The sequence below is a fragment of the Lutimaribacter saemankumensis genome, assembly GCF_900100005.1.
GTDB lineage: Bacteria > Pseudomonadota > Alphaproteobacteria > Rhodobacterales > Rhodobacteraceae > Lutimaribacter > Lutimaribacter saemankumensis.
Genome location: NZ_FNEB01000002.1, coordinates 156638 through 175356, shown reverse-complemented (window position 1 = coordinate 175356; position 18719 = coordinate 156638). Strand labels below are relative to the sequence as shown.

21 protein-coding genes are annotated in these 18719 nt (G+C 63.0%); 16 read left to right on the top strand and 5 right to left on the bottom strand.

Annotation, left to right across the window (positions count from 1 at the left end; all coding sequences use genetic code 11):
• Positions 1-4: 4 nt before the first annotated feature.
• From BLT50_RS05495 to mdh, 4 genes are all read right to left on the bottom strand, one after another.
• On the bottom strand, positions 5-2971 hold the full coding sequence (locus tag BLT50_RS05495; protein WP_090027379.1) for a 2-oxoglutarate dehydrogenase E1 component: 2967 nt from the start codon (positions 2969-2971) through the stop codon (positions 5-7).
• 140 nt (positions 2972-3111) lie between these two features.
• Positions 3112-3999: a succinate--CoA ligase subunit alpha gene (gene sucD, locus BLT50_RS05490; RefSeq protein WP_090027377.1), complete on the bottom strand. Its 888-nt coding sequence runs from the start codon at positions 3997-3999 to the stop codon at positions 3112-3114.
• Between the two features lie 4 nt (positions 4000-4003).
• The gene (sucC, locus tag BLT50_RS05485) at positions 4004-5197 is read right to left on the bottom strand and encodes an ADP-forming succinate--CoA ligase subunit beta (protein ID WP_090027375.1); all 1194 of its coding nucleotides are present in this window, start codon (positions 5195-5197) and stop codon (positions 4004-4006) included.
• Positions 5198-5473: 276 nt separating this feature from the next.
• Entirely contained in the window at positions 5474-6436 is a 963-nt protein-coding gene (gene mdh, locus BLT50_RS05480) for a malate dehydrogenase (RefSeq protein WP_090027373.1), read from the bottom strand.
• A gap of 80 nt (positions 6437-6516) precedes the next feature.
• Between mdh and BLT50_RS05475 the strand changes: the two genes are divergently transcribed.
• A complete protein-coding gene (locus BLT50_RS05475; RefSeq protein WP_090027364.1) occupies positions 6517-7350 on the top strand; it encodes a sulfite exporter TauE/SafE family protein in 834 nt (277 codons plus the stop codon).
• Here BLT50_RS05475 and BLT50_RS05470 read toward each other — a convergent pair whose 3' ends face one another.
• Complete coding sequence (locus BLT50_RS05470) at positions 7351-7656, bottom strand: hypothetical protein (RefSeq protein ID WP_090027362.1); 306 nt, start codon at positions 7654-7656, stop codon at positions 7351-7353.
• Positions 7657-7827: 171 nt separating this feature from the next.
• Here BLT50_RS05470 and BLT50_RS05465 point away from each other — a divergent pair, with 171 nt between their 5' ends.
• From BLT50_RS05465 to BLT50_RS05400, 15 genes are all read left to right on the top strand, one after another.
• Entirely contained in the window at positions 7828-8679 is an 852-nt protein-coding gene (locus BLT50_RS05465) for an HpcH/HpaI aldolase/citrate lyase family protein (RefSeq protein WP_090027360.1), read from the top strand.
• Between the two features lie 12 nt (positions 8680-8691).
• Positions 8692-9237: an NnrU family protein gene (locus tag BLT50_RS05460; protein WP_090027359.1), complete on the top strand. Its 546-nt coding sequence runs from the start codon at positions 8692-8694 to the stop codon at positions 9235-9237.
• Positions 9238-9241: 4 nt separating this feature from the next.
• Positions 9242-9445 carry a DUF1737 domain-containing protein gene (locus BLT50_RS05455; protein ID WP_090027357.1) on the top strand — a complete coding sequence of 68 codons (204 nt, stop codon included), beginning with the start codon at positions 9242-9244 and terminating at the stop codon, positions 9443-9445.
• Between the two features lie 3 nt (positions 9446-9448).
• Positions 9449-10480, top strand: coding sequence for a MaoC family dehydratase (locus BLT50_RS05450; RefSeq protein WP_090027355.1), 1032 nt, complete (start codon positions 9449-9451; stop codon positions 10478-10480).
• Positions 10481-10590: 110 nt separating this feature from the next.
• Positions 10591-10797, top strand: coding sequence for an NUDIX hydrolase (locus BLT50_RS05445; protein ID WP_090027353.1), 207 nt, complete (start codon positions 10591-10593; stop codon positions 10795-10797).
• A 178-nt stretch (positions 10798-10975) separates the two neighbouring features.
• A complete protein-coding gene (sdhC, locus tag BLT50_RS05440) occupies positions 10976-11359 on the top strand; it encodes a succinate dehydrogenase, cytochrome b556 subunit (RefSeq protein WP_090027351.1) in 384 nt (127 codons plus the stop codon).
• A gap of 10 nt (positions 11360-11369) precedes the next feature.
• A complete protein-coding gene (gene sdhD / locus BLT50_RS05435) occupies positions 11370-11741 on the top strand; it encodes a succinate dehydrogenase, hydrophobic membrane anchor protein (protein ID WP_090027349.1) in 372 nt (123 codons plus the stop codon).
• Positions 11742-11760: 19 nt separating this feature from the next.
• The gene (sdhA, locus tag BLT50_RS05430; RefSeq protein ID WP_090027346.1) at positions 11761-13566 is read left to right on the top strand and encodes a succinate dehydrogenase flavoprotein subunit; all 1806 of its coding nucleotides are present in this window, start codon (positions 11761-11763) and stop codon (positions 13564-13566) included.
• The gene (locus BLT50_RS05425) at positions 13566-13997 is read left to right on the top strand and encodes a hypothetical protein (protein ID WP_139170476.1); all 432 of its coding nucleotides are present in this window, start codon (positions 13566-13568) and stop codon (positions 13995-13997) included. Before sdhA ends, BLT50_RS05425 begins: the two co-directional genes overlap by 1 nt.
• Before the next feature lie 53 nt (positions 13998-14050).
• Positions 14051-14320, top strand: coding sequence for a succinate dehydrogenase (locus tag BLT50_RS05420; protein WP_245723302.1), 270 nt, complete (start codon positions 14051-14053; stop codon positions 14318-14320).
• 15 nt (positions 14321-14335) lie between these two features.
• Complete coding sequence (locus BLT50_RS05415; RefSeq protein WP_090027339.1) at positions 14336-15115, top strand: succinate dehydrogenase iron-sulfur subunit; 780 nt, start codon at positions 14336-14338, stop codon at positions 15113-15115.
• A 159-nt stretch (positions 15116-15274) separates the two neighbouring features.
• Positions 15275-15418 (top strand): hypothetical protein, encoded by a 144-nt coding sequence (locus BLT50_RS19230; protein ID WP_175491402.1) that lies wholly within the window; start codon positions 15275-15277, stop codon positions 15416-15418.
• A 90-nt stretch (positions 15419-15508) separates the two neighbouring features.
• Entirely contained in the window at positions 15509-17146 is a 1638-nt protein-coding gene (locus tag BLT50_RS05410; protein ID WP_090027337.1) for an FAD-binding dehydrogenase, read from the top strand.
• Entirely contained in the window at positions 17146-17337 is a 192-nt protein-coding gene (locus BLT50_RS05405) for a hypothetical protein (RefSeq protein ID WP_090027335.1), read from the top strand. Before BLT50_RS05410 ends, BLT50_RS05405 begins: the two co-directional genes overlap by 1 nt.
• 194 nt (positions 17338-17531) lie before the next feature.
• Entirely contained in the window at positions 17532-18701 is a 1170-nt protein-coding gene (locus BLT50_RS05400; protein WP_425433938.1) for a type III PLP-dependent enzyme, read from the top strand.
• Positions 18702-18719 lie beyond the last annotated feature (18 nt).

Sequence of the window (18719 nt, the reverse complement as noted above, 5' to 3'; positions counted from 1 at the left end):
CTGATCATTTCCCTTTGATGGTCAGCGCCTCGTCCACGAGCGCCTGTTGTTGTTCCTTGTGCGCGCGGGCCAGACCCGTCGCGGGCGAGGCGCTGGCGGCACGGCCGGCATAGACCGGACGCCCATGCTTGGCCTTGATGCGGCCCAGCACCCATTCGATGTTCGGTTCGATGAAGGTCCAGGCGCCCTGGTTCTTGGGCTCTTCCTGGCACCAGACCATCTCGGCCTCCTTGAAGCGTTCCAGTTCCTTGACCAGCGATTGCGCGGGGAAGGGATAGAACTGTTCGATCCGCAGGATATAGACATCGTCGATGCCGCGGGCGTCACGCTCTTCCAGCAGGTCGAAATAGACCTTGCCCGAGCACATGACCACGCGCTTGATCTTTTCATCGGCGACCAGCTTGGTGTCGGAATTGCCGTATTGCGCATCGTCCCACAGAACACGGTGGAAGGACGACCCGGTGGTGAATTCCTCGGCCCGCGATACCGCCAGCTTGTGACGCAGCAGCGATTTCGGCGTCATCAGGATCAGCGGCTTGCGGAAGCTGCGGTGAAGCTGCCGCCGCAGGATGTGGAAATAGTTCGCGGGCGTCGTGCAGTTCGCCACGATCCAGTTGTCCTGTCCGCACATCTGCAGGAAACGTTCCAACCGGGCCGAGCTGTGTTCCGGCCCCTGGCCTTCGTAACCGTGCGGCAGCAGGCAGACGAGGCCCGACATGCGCAGCCACTTGCTTTCGCCCGAGCTGACGAACTGGTCGAACATGATCTGCGCACCGTTGGCGAAATCGCCGAACTGCGCTTCCCACAGGGTCAAGGCGTTGGGTTCGGCCAGCGAATAGCCGTATTCGAACCCGAGAACCGCGTATTCCGACAGCATCGAGTCGATGACCTCGTAATGCGCCTGGCCCTCGCGGATGTGGTTGAGCGGGTAATACCGTTCCTCGGTGTCCTGGTTGATCAGGCCGGAGTGCCGCTGGCTGAAGGTGCCTCGCGTACTGTCCTGACCGGCCAGGCGCACGGGGTAGCCTTCGGTCAGAAGGCTGCCAAAGGCGAGCGCCTCGCCCGTGGCCCAATCGAACCCTTCGCCGGTGTCGAACATCTGCTTGCGGGTTTCCAGCAGGCGCTGCACCGTCTTGTGCACGGCGAACCCTTCGGGCGGGATCGTCAGCGCGCGGCCGATTTCCGCCATGGTTTCCGGTTTGATCGCGGTCTTGCCGCGCTGGTACTTGCCCTGTTTCTGACGGTCCAGGTGGCTCCAGCGGCCATCCAGCCAGTCGGCCTTGTTAGGCTTGTAATCCTTGCCGGATTCGAACTCTTCGTTCAGGTGCGCCTGGAAAGCGGCCTTCATGTCCTCGATCTCGCCCTCGGGGATCAGCCCGTCCTTGACGAGGCGGTCGGTATAAAGGGCAAGCGTGGTCTTGTGACCCTTGATGTTCTTGTACATCAACGGGTTGGTGAACATCGGCTCGTCGCCTTCGTTATGACCGAAGCGACGGTAGCAGAACATGTCGATGACCACGTCCTTGTGGAATTTCTGGCGGAATTCGGTCGCCACCTTGGCGGCGTGGACCACGGCCTCGGGGTCGTCGCCGTTGACGTGGAAGATCGGCGCCTCGACCATCAGCGCGATATCCGTCGGGTAAGGCGACGAGCGGCTGAAATGCGGCGCGGTGGTAAAGCCGATCTGGTTGTTCACGACGATGTGGATCGTCCCGCCGGTGCGGTGCCCGCGCAGGCCCGAAAGGCCAAAGCATTCGGCCACGACGCCCTGACCGGCAAAAGCCGCGTCGCCATGCAGAAGCACCGGCAGCACTGCCATGCGCTTGGGATCGTTCAGCTGGTCCTGCTTGGCGCGCGCCTTGCCCAGAACCACGGGGTTCACCGCCTCGAGGTGGCTGGGGTTCGCGGTCAGCGACAGGTGCACGTTGTTGCCGTCGAATTCACGGTCGCTGGAGGCGCCGAGGTGATATTTCACGTCGCCCGATCCGTCCACGTCCTCGGGCTTGAAGCTGCCGCCCTGGAATTCGTTGAAGATCGCGCGATAGGGTTTGCCCATCACGTTGGCAAGGATGTTCAGGCGGCCACGGTGCGGCATCCCGATGACGATTTCCTTGACGCCCAGGTTCCCGCCGCGCTTGATGATCTGTTCCATCGCGGGGATCAGCGCCTCGCCGCCGTCAAGACCGAAACGCTTGGTGCCCATGTATTTGACATGCAGGAACTTTTCGAAGCCTTCGGCCTCGACCAGCTTGTTCAGGATGGCCTTGCGGCCTTCGCGGGTAAACTGGATTTCCTTGCCGAACCCTTCGATCCGTTCCTTGAGCCAGCCGGCCTGTTCCGGGTCCGAGATATGCATGTATTGCAGCGCGAAAGTGCCGCAATAGGTGCGCTTTACGATGTCCACGATCTGCCGCATCGGCGCGATCTGCAGGCCCAGCACGTTGTCGAGGAAGATCGGGCGATCCATGTCGGCATCGGTGAAGCCGTAGGATTTCGGATCGAGCTCGGGGTGGTTGGTCGCGTTGTGCATCCCCAACGGATCGAGATCGGCCGCAAGGTGTCCACGGATCCGGTAGGCGCGGATCAGCATCAGTGCGCGGACCGAGTCGAGCACCGCACGCTTGACCGCGTCATCGGTGATTTCGACGCCCTTTTCCTGCGCCTTCGCCTTGATCTTGTCGCCGGCGCCTTTCATTTCGGCCGCCGCTGCGGGCCATTCGCCCGTCAGTGCGCCGGTCAGGTCGTCGGCGGGGCTGGGCGGCCAGTCGGCGCGAGCCCAGCTGGGGCCTGCGGCCTCTTTCTTGACGTCCATGTCGGTGTCGCCAAGCTGGCGGAAGAAATCGGCCCAGCTTTCGTCGACCGAGGCCGGGTCGTTGGCATAGCGGGCATACATCTGTTCGAGGTATTCCGCGTTGTGCCCCTGCATGAAGCTTGAGGCATGGAAGGCGTCGTTCGGGCTTTGATCCGTCATGTTGCGCGTCCTTTCTGACCGATCCTGAGCAGCAGGAGAGATATCCGTTTGCGGGTATCCGTCGCGATGCTCTTTTCTTGCGGGACGGGCCGGGCATGGTGCCCGGCCTGTTCCATTCGTTTCCGACCGAGGCCCGGGCCTCAGCCTTTCTTGATCGCGTCCAGCACAGCCTCGCCCAGCGTGGCGGGGCTGTCGGCGACGACGATACCGGCGGATTTCATCGCCTCGATCTTGTCCTCGGCGCCGCCCTTGCCGCCGGCGACGATCGCGCCCGCGTGGCCCATGCGGCGGCCCGGAGGTGCGGTGCGCCCGGCGATGAAGCCCGCGGTGGGTTTCCAGCGGCCCTTTTTCTTTTCGGATGCGAGGAAGGCTGCAGCCTCTTCCTCGGCGCTGCCGCCGATTTCACCGATCATGATGATGCTTTCGGTTTCGTCGTCGGCCAGGAACCACTCCAGCACGTCGATATGCTCGGTTCCCTTGATCGGGTCGCCGCCGATGCCGACGCAGGTCGACTGGCCCAGGCCCACATCGGTGGTCTGCTTGACCGCCTCGTATGTCAGCGTGCCCGAACGGGACACGACGCCGACCTTGCCGCGCTTGTGGATGTGGCCGGGCATGATGCCGATCTTGCAGGCGTCGGGCGTGATGACACCGGGGCAGTTCGGGCCGATCAGCGTGGATTTCGACCCTTCCAGCGCGCGCTTGACCTTCATCATGTCGAGCACGGGGATGCCTTCGGTGATGCAGACGATCAGCTCCATCTCGGCGTCGATCGCCTCGAGGATGGAATCCGCGGCGAAGGGCGGGGGCACGTAGATCACCGTGGCGTTCGCCTCGGTCACGTGCTTGGCCTCGTGCACCGAGTTGAAGACAGGCAGGTCCAGATGGGTCTGGCCGCCTTTGCCCGGCGTCACGCCGCCGACCATCTTGGTGCCATAGGCGATGGCCTGTTCGGAGTGGAATGTGCCCTGGCTTCCGGTGAAGCCCTGACAGATGACTTTTGTGTTTTCGTCAACGAGGACTGCCATTTTCTTATCCCTTCACCGCTTTGACGATCTTTTGCGCACCGTCCTTCAGATCGTCCGCCGCGATCACGTCGAGGCCGGAATTGTTGATGATGTCCTTGCCCTTTTCGACATTCGTGCCTTCCAGGCGGACGACCAGCGGCACCTTCAGGCCAACTTCTTTCACGGCAGCCACGACGCCCTCGGCGATCACGTCGCAGCGCATGATGCCGCCGAAGATGTTCACCAGGATGCCTTTGACGTTCGGGTCAGAGGTGATGATCTTGAACGCCTCGGTCACCTTTTCCTTGGTGGCGCCGCCACCCACGTCGAGGAAGTTCGCCGGCTCGGCGCCGTAAAGCTTGATGATGTCCATCGTCGCCATGGCAAGACCCGCGCCGTTCACCATGCAGCCGATTTCACCGTCGAGCGCGATGTAGTTCAGGTCGTACTTGCTGGCCTGAAGCTCCTTGGGGTCTTCTTCGGTTTCGTCGCGCAGGTTGGCCACGTCGGGCTGGCGGTAAAGCGCGTTGCCGTCAAAGCCCAGCTTGGCGTCCAGCACCTTGAGCTCGCCGTTCGTCATGACGATCAGCGGGTTGATTTCCAGCATCTCCATGTCCTTCTCGACGAAGGCGGTATAGAGAATGCCCATCAGCTTGACGCACTGCTTGACCTGTGCGCCTTCGAGGCCCAGCGCAAAGGCGATGCGGCGGCCGTGGAACGGCTGGTAGCCGGTGGCCGGATCGACGCTGAACGACAGGATCTTCTCGGGTGTTTCGGCGGCGACTTCTTCGATGTCCATGCCGCCTTCGGTCGAGCAGACAAACGAAATGCGGCTCGATTGGCGGTCGACCAGCAGCGCCAGATACAGCTCGCGCTCGATGTCCGAGCCGTCTTCGATGTAGATGCGGTTGACCTGCTTGCCGGCCGGGCCGGTCTGGTGCGTGACCAGGGTCTTGCCCAGCATCTTTTTCGCTTCTTCGGCGGCTTCCTCGACCGACTTGGCCAGACGCACACCGCCCTTTTCACCGGCTTCCGCCTCTTTGAAGTGGCCCTTGCCGCGGCCGCCGGCGTGGATTTGCGCCTTGACCACCCAAAGGGGCCCGTCAAGTTCACCGGCTGCGGTTTTGGCGTCTTCGGCTTTCATGACGGCGCGACCGTCGGAAACCGGGGCGCCATAAGAGCGAAGAAGCGCCTTCGCCTGATATTCATGGATATTCATGAAACTGTCCCGTCTTGGCTTGCGATTGGCAGTCGTAGTGGCACAAGTATGCGCCATGTTTAACTGATTTCTATCGCCGGACGGGAAAACCGGCGGATTTTCCGCTTTTTGTGATCACAGCCAGAAATCGTGTGATCACAAAAGCGCTGAAAGGCGCCGGAAAGAATCGCGCTAAATGTATGCCATGGTATGCATAATTCGCTCAATGCGGTGATGGCAAAGAAAAAGGCCCCGCGGTGTGTCCGCGGGGCCTTTCGTCTGTCCCTCGGATCAGGTTCAGGCCAGGCTTTCGTCGATGCCCTTGCATGCCTCGACCAGGCCATTCACGGCCTCGACCGACTTGTCGAACATCGCCTGTTCTTCCTTGTTGAGCTTGATGTCCACGATGCGTTCGATGCCGCCGGCGCCGATGATCGTGGGCACGCCCACATACATCCCCTTGAGGCCAAGCGCACCATCGACATAGGCCGCGCAGGGCAGCAGGCGCTTTTGGTCTTTCAGGTAGGCTTCGGCCATTTCGATGGCGCTGGTGGCCGGCGCGTAGAAGGCAGAGCCGGTTTTCAGCAGGCCGACGATTTCGGCGCCGCCGTCACGGGTGCGCTGCACGATGGCGTCCAGCTTGTCCTGCGTGGTCCAGCCCATCTCGACCAGGTCGGGCAGCGGCACGCCGCCGACGGTCGAATAACGGGTCAGCGGAACCATGGTGTCGCCATGGCCGCCCAGAACGAAGGCGGTCACGTCCTTCATGGATACGTCGAATTCCAGGCTCAGGAAGTGGCGGAAACGGGCGCTGTCCAGAACGCCGGCCATGCCGCAGACCTTTTCGTGGGGCAGGCCCGAGAACTCGCGCAGTGCCCACACCATCGCATCGAGCGGGTTGGTGATGCAGATCACGAAGGCGTCGGGTGCGTTGGCGGCGATGCCTTCGCCCACCGATTTCATGACTTTCAGGTTGATGCCCAGCAGGTCGTCGCGGCTCATGCCGGGCTTGCGGGGGACGCCGGCGGTGACGATGCACACATCCGCGCCTGCGATATCGGCGTAGTCCTGCGTGCCCTTCAGCTTGGCGTCGAAGCCTTCCGACGGGCCCGATTCAGCGATGTCGAGCGCCTTGCCTTCCGGTGTGCCCTCGGCGATGTCGAAAAGGACGACGTCGCCCAGTTCCTTCATTGCGGCGAGATGGGCAAGCGTGCCACCGATCTGTCCCGCGCCGATAAGGGCGATCTTGGGTCTGGCCATGATTAGTCTCCGGTCCGTGTTGAATTTCGCGCATGGCGTAGTCCCTAATTGCCGCGCGCGCAAGGCTGCCGCGATGCGGCATGCCAGATGCCGGGGCTGTTCGCGTCGCGAAAAAGCCCGTAAAGATCGGCGTAACAAGGGGCTTAACGCAGGGGCGCACGCTGGAACTGGGCTGGTCATTTTTCGCGATTGCCGCGCCTGCCGTGACGTTTGCCGGCATTTCCAAGGGCGGTTTCGGGTCGGGCGCGGCCTTTGCCAGCGCGTCGATTCTGGCGCTCGTGCTTGAGCCGGGACAAGCGCTGGGCATCATGCTGCCGCTGTTGATGCTGATCGATATCAGCACCTTGCGACCCTACTGGAAACGCTGGAGCTGGCCGGATGCGAAACTGCTGATCGCGGGCGGTGTGCCGGGCGTGATGCTGGGCGCATGGCTCTATCAGGTGGCGGATGCGGATGTGTTCCGGGTCTTGATCGGGGCGATCTCGGTCGGGTTCGTCGCGTGGCAGCTGGCGCAGCGGGCCCGGATGATTCCGGCGCCATCCTCCGGGTTGCCCCTCTGGGTGGGCGGGCTGGTCGGCGCGGTGGCGGGCTTTACCAGTTTCGTCAGCCATGCGGGCGGGCCACCCGCAGCGGTATGGCTGCTGTCGCGGCGTCTGGACAAGACGACATTCCAGGCGACCACGGTGATCCTGTTCTGGATCATCAACATCGTGAAATTCGTGCCCTATGCCTTTCTTGGTATTTTCACCGCGCAGACATTCCTGGCCGATCTGTTGCTGGCCCCCTTCGCGGTGCTGGGCGCATGGCTGGGGGTGCGGGCGCATTGGCTGGTGCCCGAGCGCGCCTTTTTCGCGCTGACCTATGTGCTGCTGGTGGTTACGGGAACAAAGCTGATCTGGGACGGGCTGACCTGATCAGGCATCGTCGCCAGGTGCGGGCAGGCTGTCGGCCATCGCCTCGAACGCCTGTCCGCTGGCGACAAGGCAGGTCAGGCCCGTGGGCGAGGTGACGGTGATCGTCCAGGTGCCCGTGTCATCGGCGGCAAACACCTCGATCACAGAATTATCCGTGCCCAACCCCACCGCGCGCCGGGTTTCGCCATAGTGTTCTGCGAGGCGGGCAATCACCGTGTCGCGCGGCGCGCAGGTCGAAACCTGCGCCTGCGAAGCCGTGCCAAACATGCCCATCATCGTAAGTGTCAGTGCAAGGCGAGCGATCATGGAAGCTGACTTTCCGCGCTGTTCGGGAACGGAACAAACCTGCCGCTCATCGGGTGAACGAAGGGTTAACGCTGCGTCCCGCACCGCCTTGCTGCATCGCGGCGAGAAACTGCTTGAACATTTGTGAAAAAAAATGCCAAGTCCCGCGCAACTTTGTTACGGGAGAGACTCATGGACAGCACCGTTCGCCCTTATCGCTCGGTTCTCTATATCCCCGGCTCGAAAGAGCGCGCGCTGGACAAGGCCCGTGGCTTGCCTGTCGATGCGATCATCTTCGACCTCGAAGATGCGGTCACCCCCGACGCCAAGATCGAGGCCCGCGACACGTTGCGCGATGCGCTGGCCCAGGGCGGATACGGCGCCCGCGCCCGCATCATCCGCATCAACGGCATGGACACAGAGTGGGGCAAGGGCGATGTCGAGGCACTGAAAGACGCCGATTGCGATGCCTTCCTGCTGCCAAAGGTGAATTCTGCCGCCGACGTCCAGGCGCTGGCCGACCTGCTGGGCAACGGCAAGCCGATCTGGGCGATGATCGAAACGCCGCTTGGCGTGCTGAACGCGCTGGAAATCGCCGCGCATCCGCAGCTCAGCGGGTTTGTCGCCGGAACCAACGACCTTGCGAAAGAGCTGAACTGCCGTTTCCGGGCCGACCGCCTGCCGATGATGACGGCGCTGCAGCAGATGCTGCTGGCCGCGCGCGCCTACGGCGTGATTGCCATCGACGGTGTCTACAATCAGTTCAAGGACGAGGACGGCCTGCGCGCCGAATGCGAACAGGGCCGCGACCTCGGCTTTGACGGCAAGACCCTGATCCATCCCGCGCAGGTGGATGTGACGAACGAGTGTTTCTCGCCGTCCGAGGCGGAAATCGACCTGGCCCGCCGCCAGATCGAAGCCTTCGAAGAGGTCGAGCGCACGGGTCAGGGCGTTGCCGTCGTGGATGGCAAAATCGTCGAAAACCTGCATGTTGAGACCGCCAAGAAGATTCTGGCGATGGCATCCTCCATCGCCTCTCTCTAAGCGGAGCGTGACATGACCCTACTGATTATCGGCCTGATCCTGTGGATTGCGGCGCATCTTTTCAAACGCGTGGCGCCGGGCGCGCGCGAAACCATGGGCAATGCCGGCAAGGGTGTCGCCGCCGTGGCGATTCTTGCGGGCCTTGTGTTGATGGTTCTGGGCTATCGCCAGGCCGAGTTCGTCAATGTCTGGTATCCGCCAAGCTGGACGGTACATCTGAACAATCTTCTGATGCTGTTCGCGGTGTTCTTTTTCGCGATGTCGCATTCCAAGGGGCGGCTCAAGGCGCGGTTCCGCCATCCGATGCTTGCCTCGGTCAAGATCTGGGCGGTGGCTCACCTGCTGGTGAATGGCGACCTGGCCTCGATCATCCTGTTCGGCGGGCTGTTGGTCTGGGCCGTGCTCGAGGTGATCCTGATCAACCGCTCCGAACCCTGGGTCGCGCCCCAGCCGGGTGATCCCAAGCGGGATGTGATCCTTGTCGTTGCAACGGTCGTGGGCTTTGTCGTCATTGCCGCGATCCATTACTGGCTGGGCGTTTCGCCCTTCCCGGGGTAAGCCGATGAAACTCTATCGTTTGTTGACGGCCGATGACACGTCGGCCTTTTGCCACAAGGTGACGGATGCGTTGAACAAAGGGTGGGAGCTTTATGGCTCGCCCACCTATGCGTTCGATGCGGCCAACGGTGTGATGCGCTGCGGCCAGGCCGTGGTCAAAGAGGCGCCCGGCACCTATTCCCCCGACATGAAGCTTGGAGAGCAGTAAGACATGGCCAAGACAAACCCGGGCCGCTTTTTCGAGGATTACGCCATCGGTCAGGTGATCGACCACGCGGTGCCGCGCACCGTGGGGCAGGGCGAGCGCGCTCTCTATCATGCGCTCTATCCGGCGCGTCATGCGCTTTATTCCTCGGATGAATTCGCGCGCGGCTGCGGTTTGCCGCAAAGCCCGCTGGACGATCTGGCGGCCTTTCACGTTGTGTTCGGAAAGACGGTGCCGGACGTATCGCTGAACGCGGTTGCCAATCTGGGTTACGCCGAGGGGCGCTGGCTTAAGCCGGTCTATCCAGGCGATACGCTGCGCGCCAGCTCCGAGGTGATCGGGCTGAAACAGAATTCGAACGGCAAGACCGGCGTCGTCTATGTCCGCACGCGCGGCATGAACCAGGCGGGTGAAACCGTGATGGAGTACGTGCGTTGGGTCATGGTCCGCAAGAACGACGTGGACGCGCCCGCGCCCGAAACCGTGGTGCCTGAACTGAAACGGGTTCTGTCGGTCGATGACCTCGTGATCCCCGATGGGCTGGATTTCTCGAACTATGATTTCACGCTGGCCGGTGAGCCGCACCGCTGGGGCGACTACGAGGTGGGCGAGCAGATCGATCATGTCGATGGTGTGACGATCGAAGAGGCCGAGCACATGATGGCCACGCGTCTGTGGCAGAACACAGCCAAGGTGCATTTCGACGCGACATTCCGCCCCGACGGCCAGCGGCTGATCTATGGCGGGCACGTGATTTCGATGGCGCGCGCGCTGTCCTTCAACGGTCTGGCCAATGCCCAGATGATCGTCGGTCTGAATGGCGGCGCGCATGCCAACCCGTGTTTCAGCGGCCTGACCGTCAAGGCGTGGTCCGAGGTTCTGGACAAGGCGGAAACATCCGTTCCGGGCGTTGGCGCGGTCCGGTTGCGGCTGGTGGCGACGCGTGGCGGTGCGCCTTTCCGCCTGAAGGGCGATGACGGCAAATACCTGCCCGAGGTTATGCTCGATCTCGACTATTGGGCGCTTATGCCGGTCTGACCGGCACCGTCCCGCCGGGCGGCGCACACAATGAGTCCTTGTGCCAGCCTTCACGAAATCCTTACACTTCCGTTGGGGAGAGTTCGGGAATCACGCGTGGAGGCTGCACCATGGACCAGTCGGTTCCGATTCCGTCGCTGGACGACATTTTGAATGCACCGAAAGACGCATTGGCGCCGATGGTCGCCGATCTGCGCCGGAGCAGGCGGCTCAGCCCCCTTGTGCATGACCTGAACACCCACCTTCTGAGCGGCGAAACCGCACAGAAAGATGCCGCGCGCAGGGCGCTGGAGATGCTGGGATTCGTTCAGACCTGAGTTTTGGGCCGGCTTGTGATCACAGCGGATGATCATGTGATCACAAAATTCGACCTTTGCGGCAAAATGCCCGGATTTATCGCGTTATCAGGCCTGTGCGCGCGTGACATGAACGCTAAAACGTTGCACAACACAGCGCGACACCGGGTATACCCGTGCATGCACCAAGGGATGACCAATGGCTGATGTAAACAGGGGCAATCGCCCGCTTTCACCTCACCTTTCCATTTACCGCCCCCAGATCACCTCGATCAGTTCGATCCTGACGCGGATCACGGGCAATGCGCTCGTCGTGGGCGGGCTCATGATCGTATGGTGGTTCCTGGCCGCCTCCAGCGGGCCGGAATATTTCGCCATCGCAAACGGCTTTGTCACAAGCTGGTTCGGCGATCTGGTCCTGGCGCTTTCGGTGCTGGGCCTTTGGTATCACACGCTGGCCGGCATCCGGCACCTGATCTGGGACAACGCGATGATGCTCGAGCTGGAACTGGCCGAAAAGCTGGGCTGGGGCTGCATCATCGGGTCGGTCGTGCTGACCGTGCTGACGCTGCTGATCGTGTAAGGAGGCCAAGATGCGTTACCTGACCGACCGCAAACGCGCCATTGGGCTTGGCTCGGCCAAGTCCGGCGTTCACCATTTCTGGGCGATGAAGGTGTCGTCCGTGGCGCTCCTGATCCTGGTGCCGCTGTTCGTCTTTACATTCGGCCCCGCGCTGGGCGGCACCTATGAAGAGGTCACCGCCTATTTCGCCCGGCCCTTCCCGGCGCTGGTTGCCGCGCTGACCTTTATCGTCGGGTGGAAGCACTTCAACGACGGCGCGCAGGTTCTGATCGAAGACTACGTTCATGGCGCCAGCCAGAAACTGGCCCTGATCCTGGTGACCTGCCTGTCCTATGCCGCGATGGCGACGGGCCTTTTCGCCATTGCCAAAATCGCGCTTTAAGACCGGAGACTGAAAGAACATGGCTTCTTACGAATACGAGACGCATGAATATGACGTCGTGGTCGTCGGTGCCGGCGGTGCCGGTCTGCGCGCGACGCTGGGCATGGCCGAACAGGGGCTGCGCACCGCTTGCGTGACCAAGGTTTTCCCGACCCGTTCGCACACCGTTGCCGCGCAGGGCGGCATCGCGGCGTCGCTGTCGAACATGGGCCCCGACCATTGGCAGTGGCACATGTACGACACCGTCAAGGGCTCGGACTGGCTGGGCGATACCGACGCGATGGAGTACCTCGCCCGCGAGGCGCCCAAGGCGGTTTACGAGCTTGAACACTACGGCGTTCCCTTCAGCCGCACCGAAGAAGGCAAGATTTATCAGCGCCCGTTCGGCGGCCACACGACCGAGTTCGGCGAAGGCCCGCCCGTGCAGCGTACCTGCGCCGCCGCGGACCGCACCGGTCACGCCATCCTGCACACGCTGTATGGCCAGAGCCTCAAGAACAACGCCGAGTTCTATATCGAGTATTTCGCGATCGACCTGATCATGTCCGATGACGGGCAGTGCCAGGGCGTCGTCTGCTGGAAGCTCGATGACGGCACCTTCCATGTGTTCAACGCCAAGATGGTCGTGCTGGCCACCGGCGGTTACGGCCGCGCCTATTTCAGCGCGACCAGCGCCCATACCTGCACCGGCGACGGTGGCGGCATGGTGGCGCGCGCGGGCCTGGCCCTGCAGGACATGGAATTCGTTCAGTTCCACCCCACCGGCATCTACGGTTCCGGCTGCCTGATCACCGAAGGCGCGCGGGGCGAGGGCGGATACCTGACGAACTCCGAAGGCGAGCGGTTCATGGAACGCTATGCCCCCCACTACAAGGATCTTGCACCGCGCGACTATGTCAGCCGCTGCATGACGATGGAAATCCGCGAAGGCCGCGGCGTGGGTGAAAACGGCGACCATATACACCTGAACCTCAGCCACCTGCCGAAAGAGGCGCTGGCCGAGCGTCTGCCGGGCATTTCGGAATCCGCCAAGATTTTCGCCGGTGTCGACGTGACGAAGGAACCGATCCCGGTTCTGCCGACCGTTCACTACAACATGGGCGGCATCCCCACGAACTACTGGGGCGAGGTGATCAACCCGACCAAGGACGACCATAACGCCATCGTGCCCGGCCTGATGGCCGTGGGCGAGGCGGGCTGTGCCTCGGTCCACGGTGCGAACCGCCTTGGTTCGAACAGCCTGATCGACCTCGTGGTGTTCGGCCGCGCCGCCGCGATCCGCGCTGGCAAGGTCGTCGACCGCGACGCGCCCAACCCGGTACTGAACCAGGCGTCGATCGACGCCGCGTTCGACCGCTTCGATGGCCTGCGCCACGCCGATGGTGGCACCCCCACCGCAGAACTGCGCCTGGAAATGCAGCGGACCATGCAGGAAGACGCCGCCGTGTTCCGCACCTCGGATACCCTCAAGCAGGGCGTCGACAGGATGACGGAAATCGCGGCAAAGCTGGATGATCTCAAGGTCACGGACCGCAGCCTGATCTGGAACAGCGACCTAATGGAAACGCTGGAACTGACCAACCTGATGCCCAACGCTCTGGCCACAATCGTCGGCGCCGAGGCGCGAAAGGAATCCCGCGGCGCCCACGCGCACGAGGATCACCCCGAACGCGACGACAAGAAATGGCGCGTCCATTCCATCGCGCATGTCGAGGGCAACAAGGTCAAGCTGACCTACCGTGATGTCATCACCGACCCGCTGACCACCGAAAAGGAAGGCGGGATCGAGCTGAAGAAAATCGCCCCCAAGGCGAGGACGTTCTGATGCGCCGTTCTATTGTATTCGCAGCACTGGCCTCAGGTGTGCTGTCGGGTTGTGTACTGACTGGTGGCGAACATACGCGATCCTTCGTGGAGCAACGTGATGCCATATCTGCGTGCATCGGCACGATCAAAGGCACCCTGCCTCAAGGCAGCCAGGTGCGGCTGGACACCACGCTGCGCAACGGAAAGTATACCGTGCGCGTGTTGCCCGGCGGCGCGATCAGCGCAGCCGATGCCGGGGCGATCAACGCCTGCGCCGCTGAACGCATCGCATCGGGTGCGGTGGCCTATCCCGACCCCAACACCGCCCGCGCCCGTGCCGAGGCCGAATTGAACCAGATGTATTACGGGACGGCACCGACTTCGGGTTGCCCGCCTCGGTCTTCGGTCATGGTCGGCGGCAAGCAATACTGCGTGGGCACGCATCAATGATGCAGAAGGTGTTTGCCATATGCGGTGTTTCGGCAACGCTCGCGGGGTGCCAGATGGCCAATCAGGCCGCTGACACCATTGCCCGCGATCAGGCAAAAGGCGTGGTGAACGGCATCGTCACCGATCGCTTTCCCGGCGTGAACGCGGCGCCAATCACCGACTGCGTGATCGACGCGGCCTCGGCCAATGAAATCCTGCGCATCGCCGGTGCATCCGTTACCGGCGTCACCCAATCCACGGTCAACGAGGTGCTGGAAATCGGCCAGCGCCCGCAATCCGTCCAATGTATTGCCGAAAACAGCCTGACTGTTTTGGCTGGCTGATCGGAGGAGACGAAAATGGTTCAACTCACACTCCCCAAGAACTCGCGCATCCGCGTGGGCAAGACATGGCCCAAGCCCGAAGGCGCCAAGAACGTGCGCAAGTTCAGCATTTACCGCTGGTCGCCAGATGATGGCGAAAACCCGCGGGTCGACACCTATTTCCTGGATATGGACAAGTGCGGCCCGATGGTTCTGGATGCGCTGATCAAGATCAAGAACGAGATCGACCCGACGCTGACCTTCCGCCGGTCCTGCCGCGAAGGCATCTGTGGCTCCTGTGCGATGAATATCGATGGGATCAACACGCTGGCCTGCATCTACGGTCTGGACGAGATCAAGGGCGACGTGAAGATCTATCCGCTGCCGCACATGCCTGTGGTCAAGGATCTGATCCCGGACCTCACGCATTTCTATGCCCAGCACGCCAGCATCATGCCCTGGCTGGAAACCAAGACGAACCGCCCCGCGAAAGAGTGGAAGCAGTCGATCGAAGACCGCAAGAAACTCGACGGTCTGTATGAATGCGTCATGTGCGCTTCGTGCTCGACCTCGTGCCCCAGCTACTGGTGGAACGGCGACCGTTACCTCGGCCCGGCCGCGCTGCTGCACGCTTACCGCTGGATCATCGACAGCCGCGACGAGGCGACAGGCGAGCGGCTCGATCAGCTTGAAGACCCCTTCAAGCTCTATCGCTGCCACACGATCATGAACTGCACCAAGACTTGCCCCAAGGGTCTGAACCCGGCCAAGGCGATTGCAGAGATCAAGAAGATGATGGTCGAACGCGCCGTCTGATACCAACGGCACCCGAAAAAAAGGCCGGTCCCCTCGGGGCCGGTCTTTTGCTTTGCACGCGGTGCATGGCGGGCATTTGCGATTGTGCGATGTCATCGCCCGCCCGCGGTGCCATTTTGCGCGGCAGGGAGGGGATGTCTCAACGCACAGGGCAACCCCATGAGCACGCAAACGAAAACCGACCGTAAATCCGCACTCGCAGCGCTGGAACAGGCTTTTGCCTATTACGACGATGCGCCGAAACCGGCACCGGTGACACCGGTTCACGAAGACACCTATTTCGAAGACGTGAAAGCGGCCTGACCGCCGCTTTCCCCGACGTCGTGGGTAAAGCGGCGTTGCACCAACGTGGTTTTCGGCCCTAGCATCCCCTGAACAGGGGGAGGCGCGAACATGGCCGATGTCATCATCGTGGGGGCCGGACTGGCGGGGCTTGCCGCCGCGCATCAGGCAATCCGGCGCGGGCGCCGCGTTATCATCGTCGACCAGGAAGGCCGGCAATCGCTGGGTGGGCAGGCGTTCTGGTCGCTGGGTGGCCTGTTCATGGTCGACACGCCCGAACAGCGCCGCATGGGCATCCGCGACAGCCATGCCCTCGCAATGCAGGACTGGATGGGCAGCGCGGGTTTCGACCGGGCCGAAGACGCCAATCCCCGCGCCTGGGCCCAGGCGTATATCGACTTTGCCGCCGGGCCGATGCGCGCGGAACTGGCCGAAATCGGCATGCGCTGGTTCCCGGTCGTCGGCTGGGCCGAACGCGGCGGTGCACTGGCCGACGGGCACGGCAACTCGGTCCCGCGCTTTCATATCACCTGGGGTGCGGGCGAAGGGATCGTCGCGCCCTATGTCCGACTGGCCCTACAGGCCGAGGACGACGGGCAACTGGAATTCCGTTTCCGGCACAAGGTCACGGGGCTTGAGGTGACGAACGGGCGCGTTGCCGGCATCACCGGCGATACCCTGGTCCAGGATGACGCCCGCCGTGGCGCCTCGACCAGCCGCAGCGTCACGGGCCAGTTCAGTCTGCAGGCCGACGCGGTCATCCTGACAACGGGCGGGATCGGTGGCGATCATGCCCAGGTGCGCGCGCACTGGCCCGTTGATCGCCTTGGGCCTGCCCCCGCCACGATGGTGTCGGGCGTACCCGATTATGTCGACGGTCAGATGGCGCGCGCCGCGAAATCCGCCGGGGCGGCGGCGATCAACGAAGACCGCATGTGGCATTATTGCGAGGGGCTCAGGAACTGGGATCCGATCTGGCCCAACCATGGTATCAGGGTGCTGCCCGGCCCGTCCTCGATCTGGTTCGATGGCAATGGCGACCGGATGGAACCGCCCTGCATGCCCGGGTTCGACACGCTGGCGACGCTCAGGCGCATCCTGTCGGCGGGTCACGACCATAGCTGGTTCGTGCTGACGCAAAAGATCATCGAAAAGGAATTCGCGCTGTCCGGCAGCGAACAGAACCCCGATCTCGTCTCGGGGCGCTGGTCGACGGTGCTGAAAGAACGGCTTGGCAAGGGCGCGACCGCGGCGGTCGAGGCGTTCAAGGCCAAGGGCGAGGATTTCGTCGTAGCCACCGATCTGGACAGTCTTGTGCAGGGCATGAACGCGCTGACCCCGCATGCGCCGCTCGATCCGGCGCATATCCGTGCCCAGATTGCCGCACGCGACGCCCAGATCGACAATCCCTTTGCCAAGGATGCGCAGGTGATCGCGATCCGCCAGGCCCGTGCCTACCGCGGTGACCGCCTGATCCGCACCGCAAAGCCGCACAAGATACTCGACCCGGCCAATGGCCCCCTGATCGCCGTGCGGCTGAACATCCTGACGCGCAAGTCGCTGGGCGGGCTGCACACCGATCTGGCATCGCGGGTGCTGCGCCCCGATGGCACGCCCTTTGACGGACTGTTCGCCGCGGGCGAGGTCGCCGGTTTCGGCGGCGGTGGCTATCACGGGTACAACGCGCTCGAAGGGACGTTCCTGGGCGGGTGCATCTTTTCCGGCCGGGCCGCGGGCCTTGCGGTCTGATGCTCTATCCGATCCTGATCATACTCGCGCTGGTCGGTGTCGCGATCCTGTCGAACCGTGCGACGCGCGAATGCCGTTGGCGCGAATACCGGCGCGATGGCCGCAGCCTGTGGCGCTGCGCGGCCTGCGGGGCCGAAACCGAAACGTCAAACGGCAAACCGCCGAAAACGTGTCTGCGGCACCACGGTTGAGTCCCCCGCGAAAAAAATAATTCCACGCAAAAATTCCTTCTTGATCGACTCGCGCTTCTGCCCCATATGCGCGCTCAAGACGCCAACGCACGCGCCTCTGTCGAAAGGGGTAATACCCCTACGGTTACAGCAGCGACGGTAACGTCTCCCTTGGAACTTGGCCTTACCGGCCACCGGTCTGAACGGAGATGACCATGAACGCTTTTGTAACCGGGCCCGTGCCCGTCCTTGACGCATCCCTGTCCCGCGCCGAGGCGCATATCCTGACCCACCGTTTCGATCGCCCGACGCTGGTGATCGACCGCGACGCCGTCGTGCGCCGCTACGCCGCGCTGTCGCAGGGTCTGGGACGTGCGCATATCCACTATGCCGTCAAGGCCAACCCGGCGCCCGAACTGCTAGAAGGTCTGGCCGAGGCCGGGTCGGGCTTTGATGCCGCCAGCCGCGCCGAGATCGAGATGTGCCTGGCCGCAGGCGCCACGCCCGACCGCATCAGCTTTGGCAATACCATCAAACGCGCCGCCGACATCGCCTGGGCGCATGAAACCGGCATCACCCTCTTCGCCGCCGATGCCGAGGAAGAGCTGGAAAAGATCGCCCGCCACGCCCCGCGTGCCCGCGTCTACATCCGCATGCTCGTTCTCAACAGCCAGGCCGACTGGCCGCTGTCCCGGAAATTCGGTTGCGCCCCTGACAAGGCGCTTGACCTGATGGCGCTGGCCACCCGTCTGGGCCTGCGCCCCGTCGGCCTGTCGTTCCATGTCGGCTCGCAAACCCGCCGCGCCGACATGTGGGCGCCGGTTCTGGACCAGGTGGCCGCCGTCTGGCACGCAGCGCGCGATGATGGCCATGACCTCAGCCTGCTGAACATCGGCGGCGGTTTCCCTGCATTCTACGGCGAAGCCGTCGATGCACCCGAGCTCTATGCCGCGCGCGTGATGCACCTCGTGTCCGAGCGTTTCGGCGATGTGCCGCACGTGATGGCAGAACCGGGCCGTGGGCTTGTCGCCGAGGCCGGCGCAATCGCGGCCGAGGTGCTGCTGGTGTCGCGCAAGTCCGACCTGGACCTGAACCGCTGGGTCTATCTCGATATCGGCCGTTTCTCGGGCCTGGCCGAAACCGAGGGCGAGGCGATCCGCTACAACTTCCTCACCCCGCATGACGGAGAGCCGACCGCGCCCTGCATCCTGGCCGGCCCGTCCTGCGACAGTGCCGACGTGCTATACGAAAAGCGTCCGGTGGACCTGCCCGTCGGGCTGGCCGCCGGCGACCGCATCGTGATCCGCAACTGCGGGGCCTATACCTCGACCTATGCTTCGGTCGGCTTCAACGGCTTCCCGCCGCTGGACGTGGTCGTGATCTGAACAGCGCTCGACGGGGCC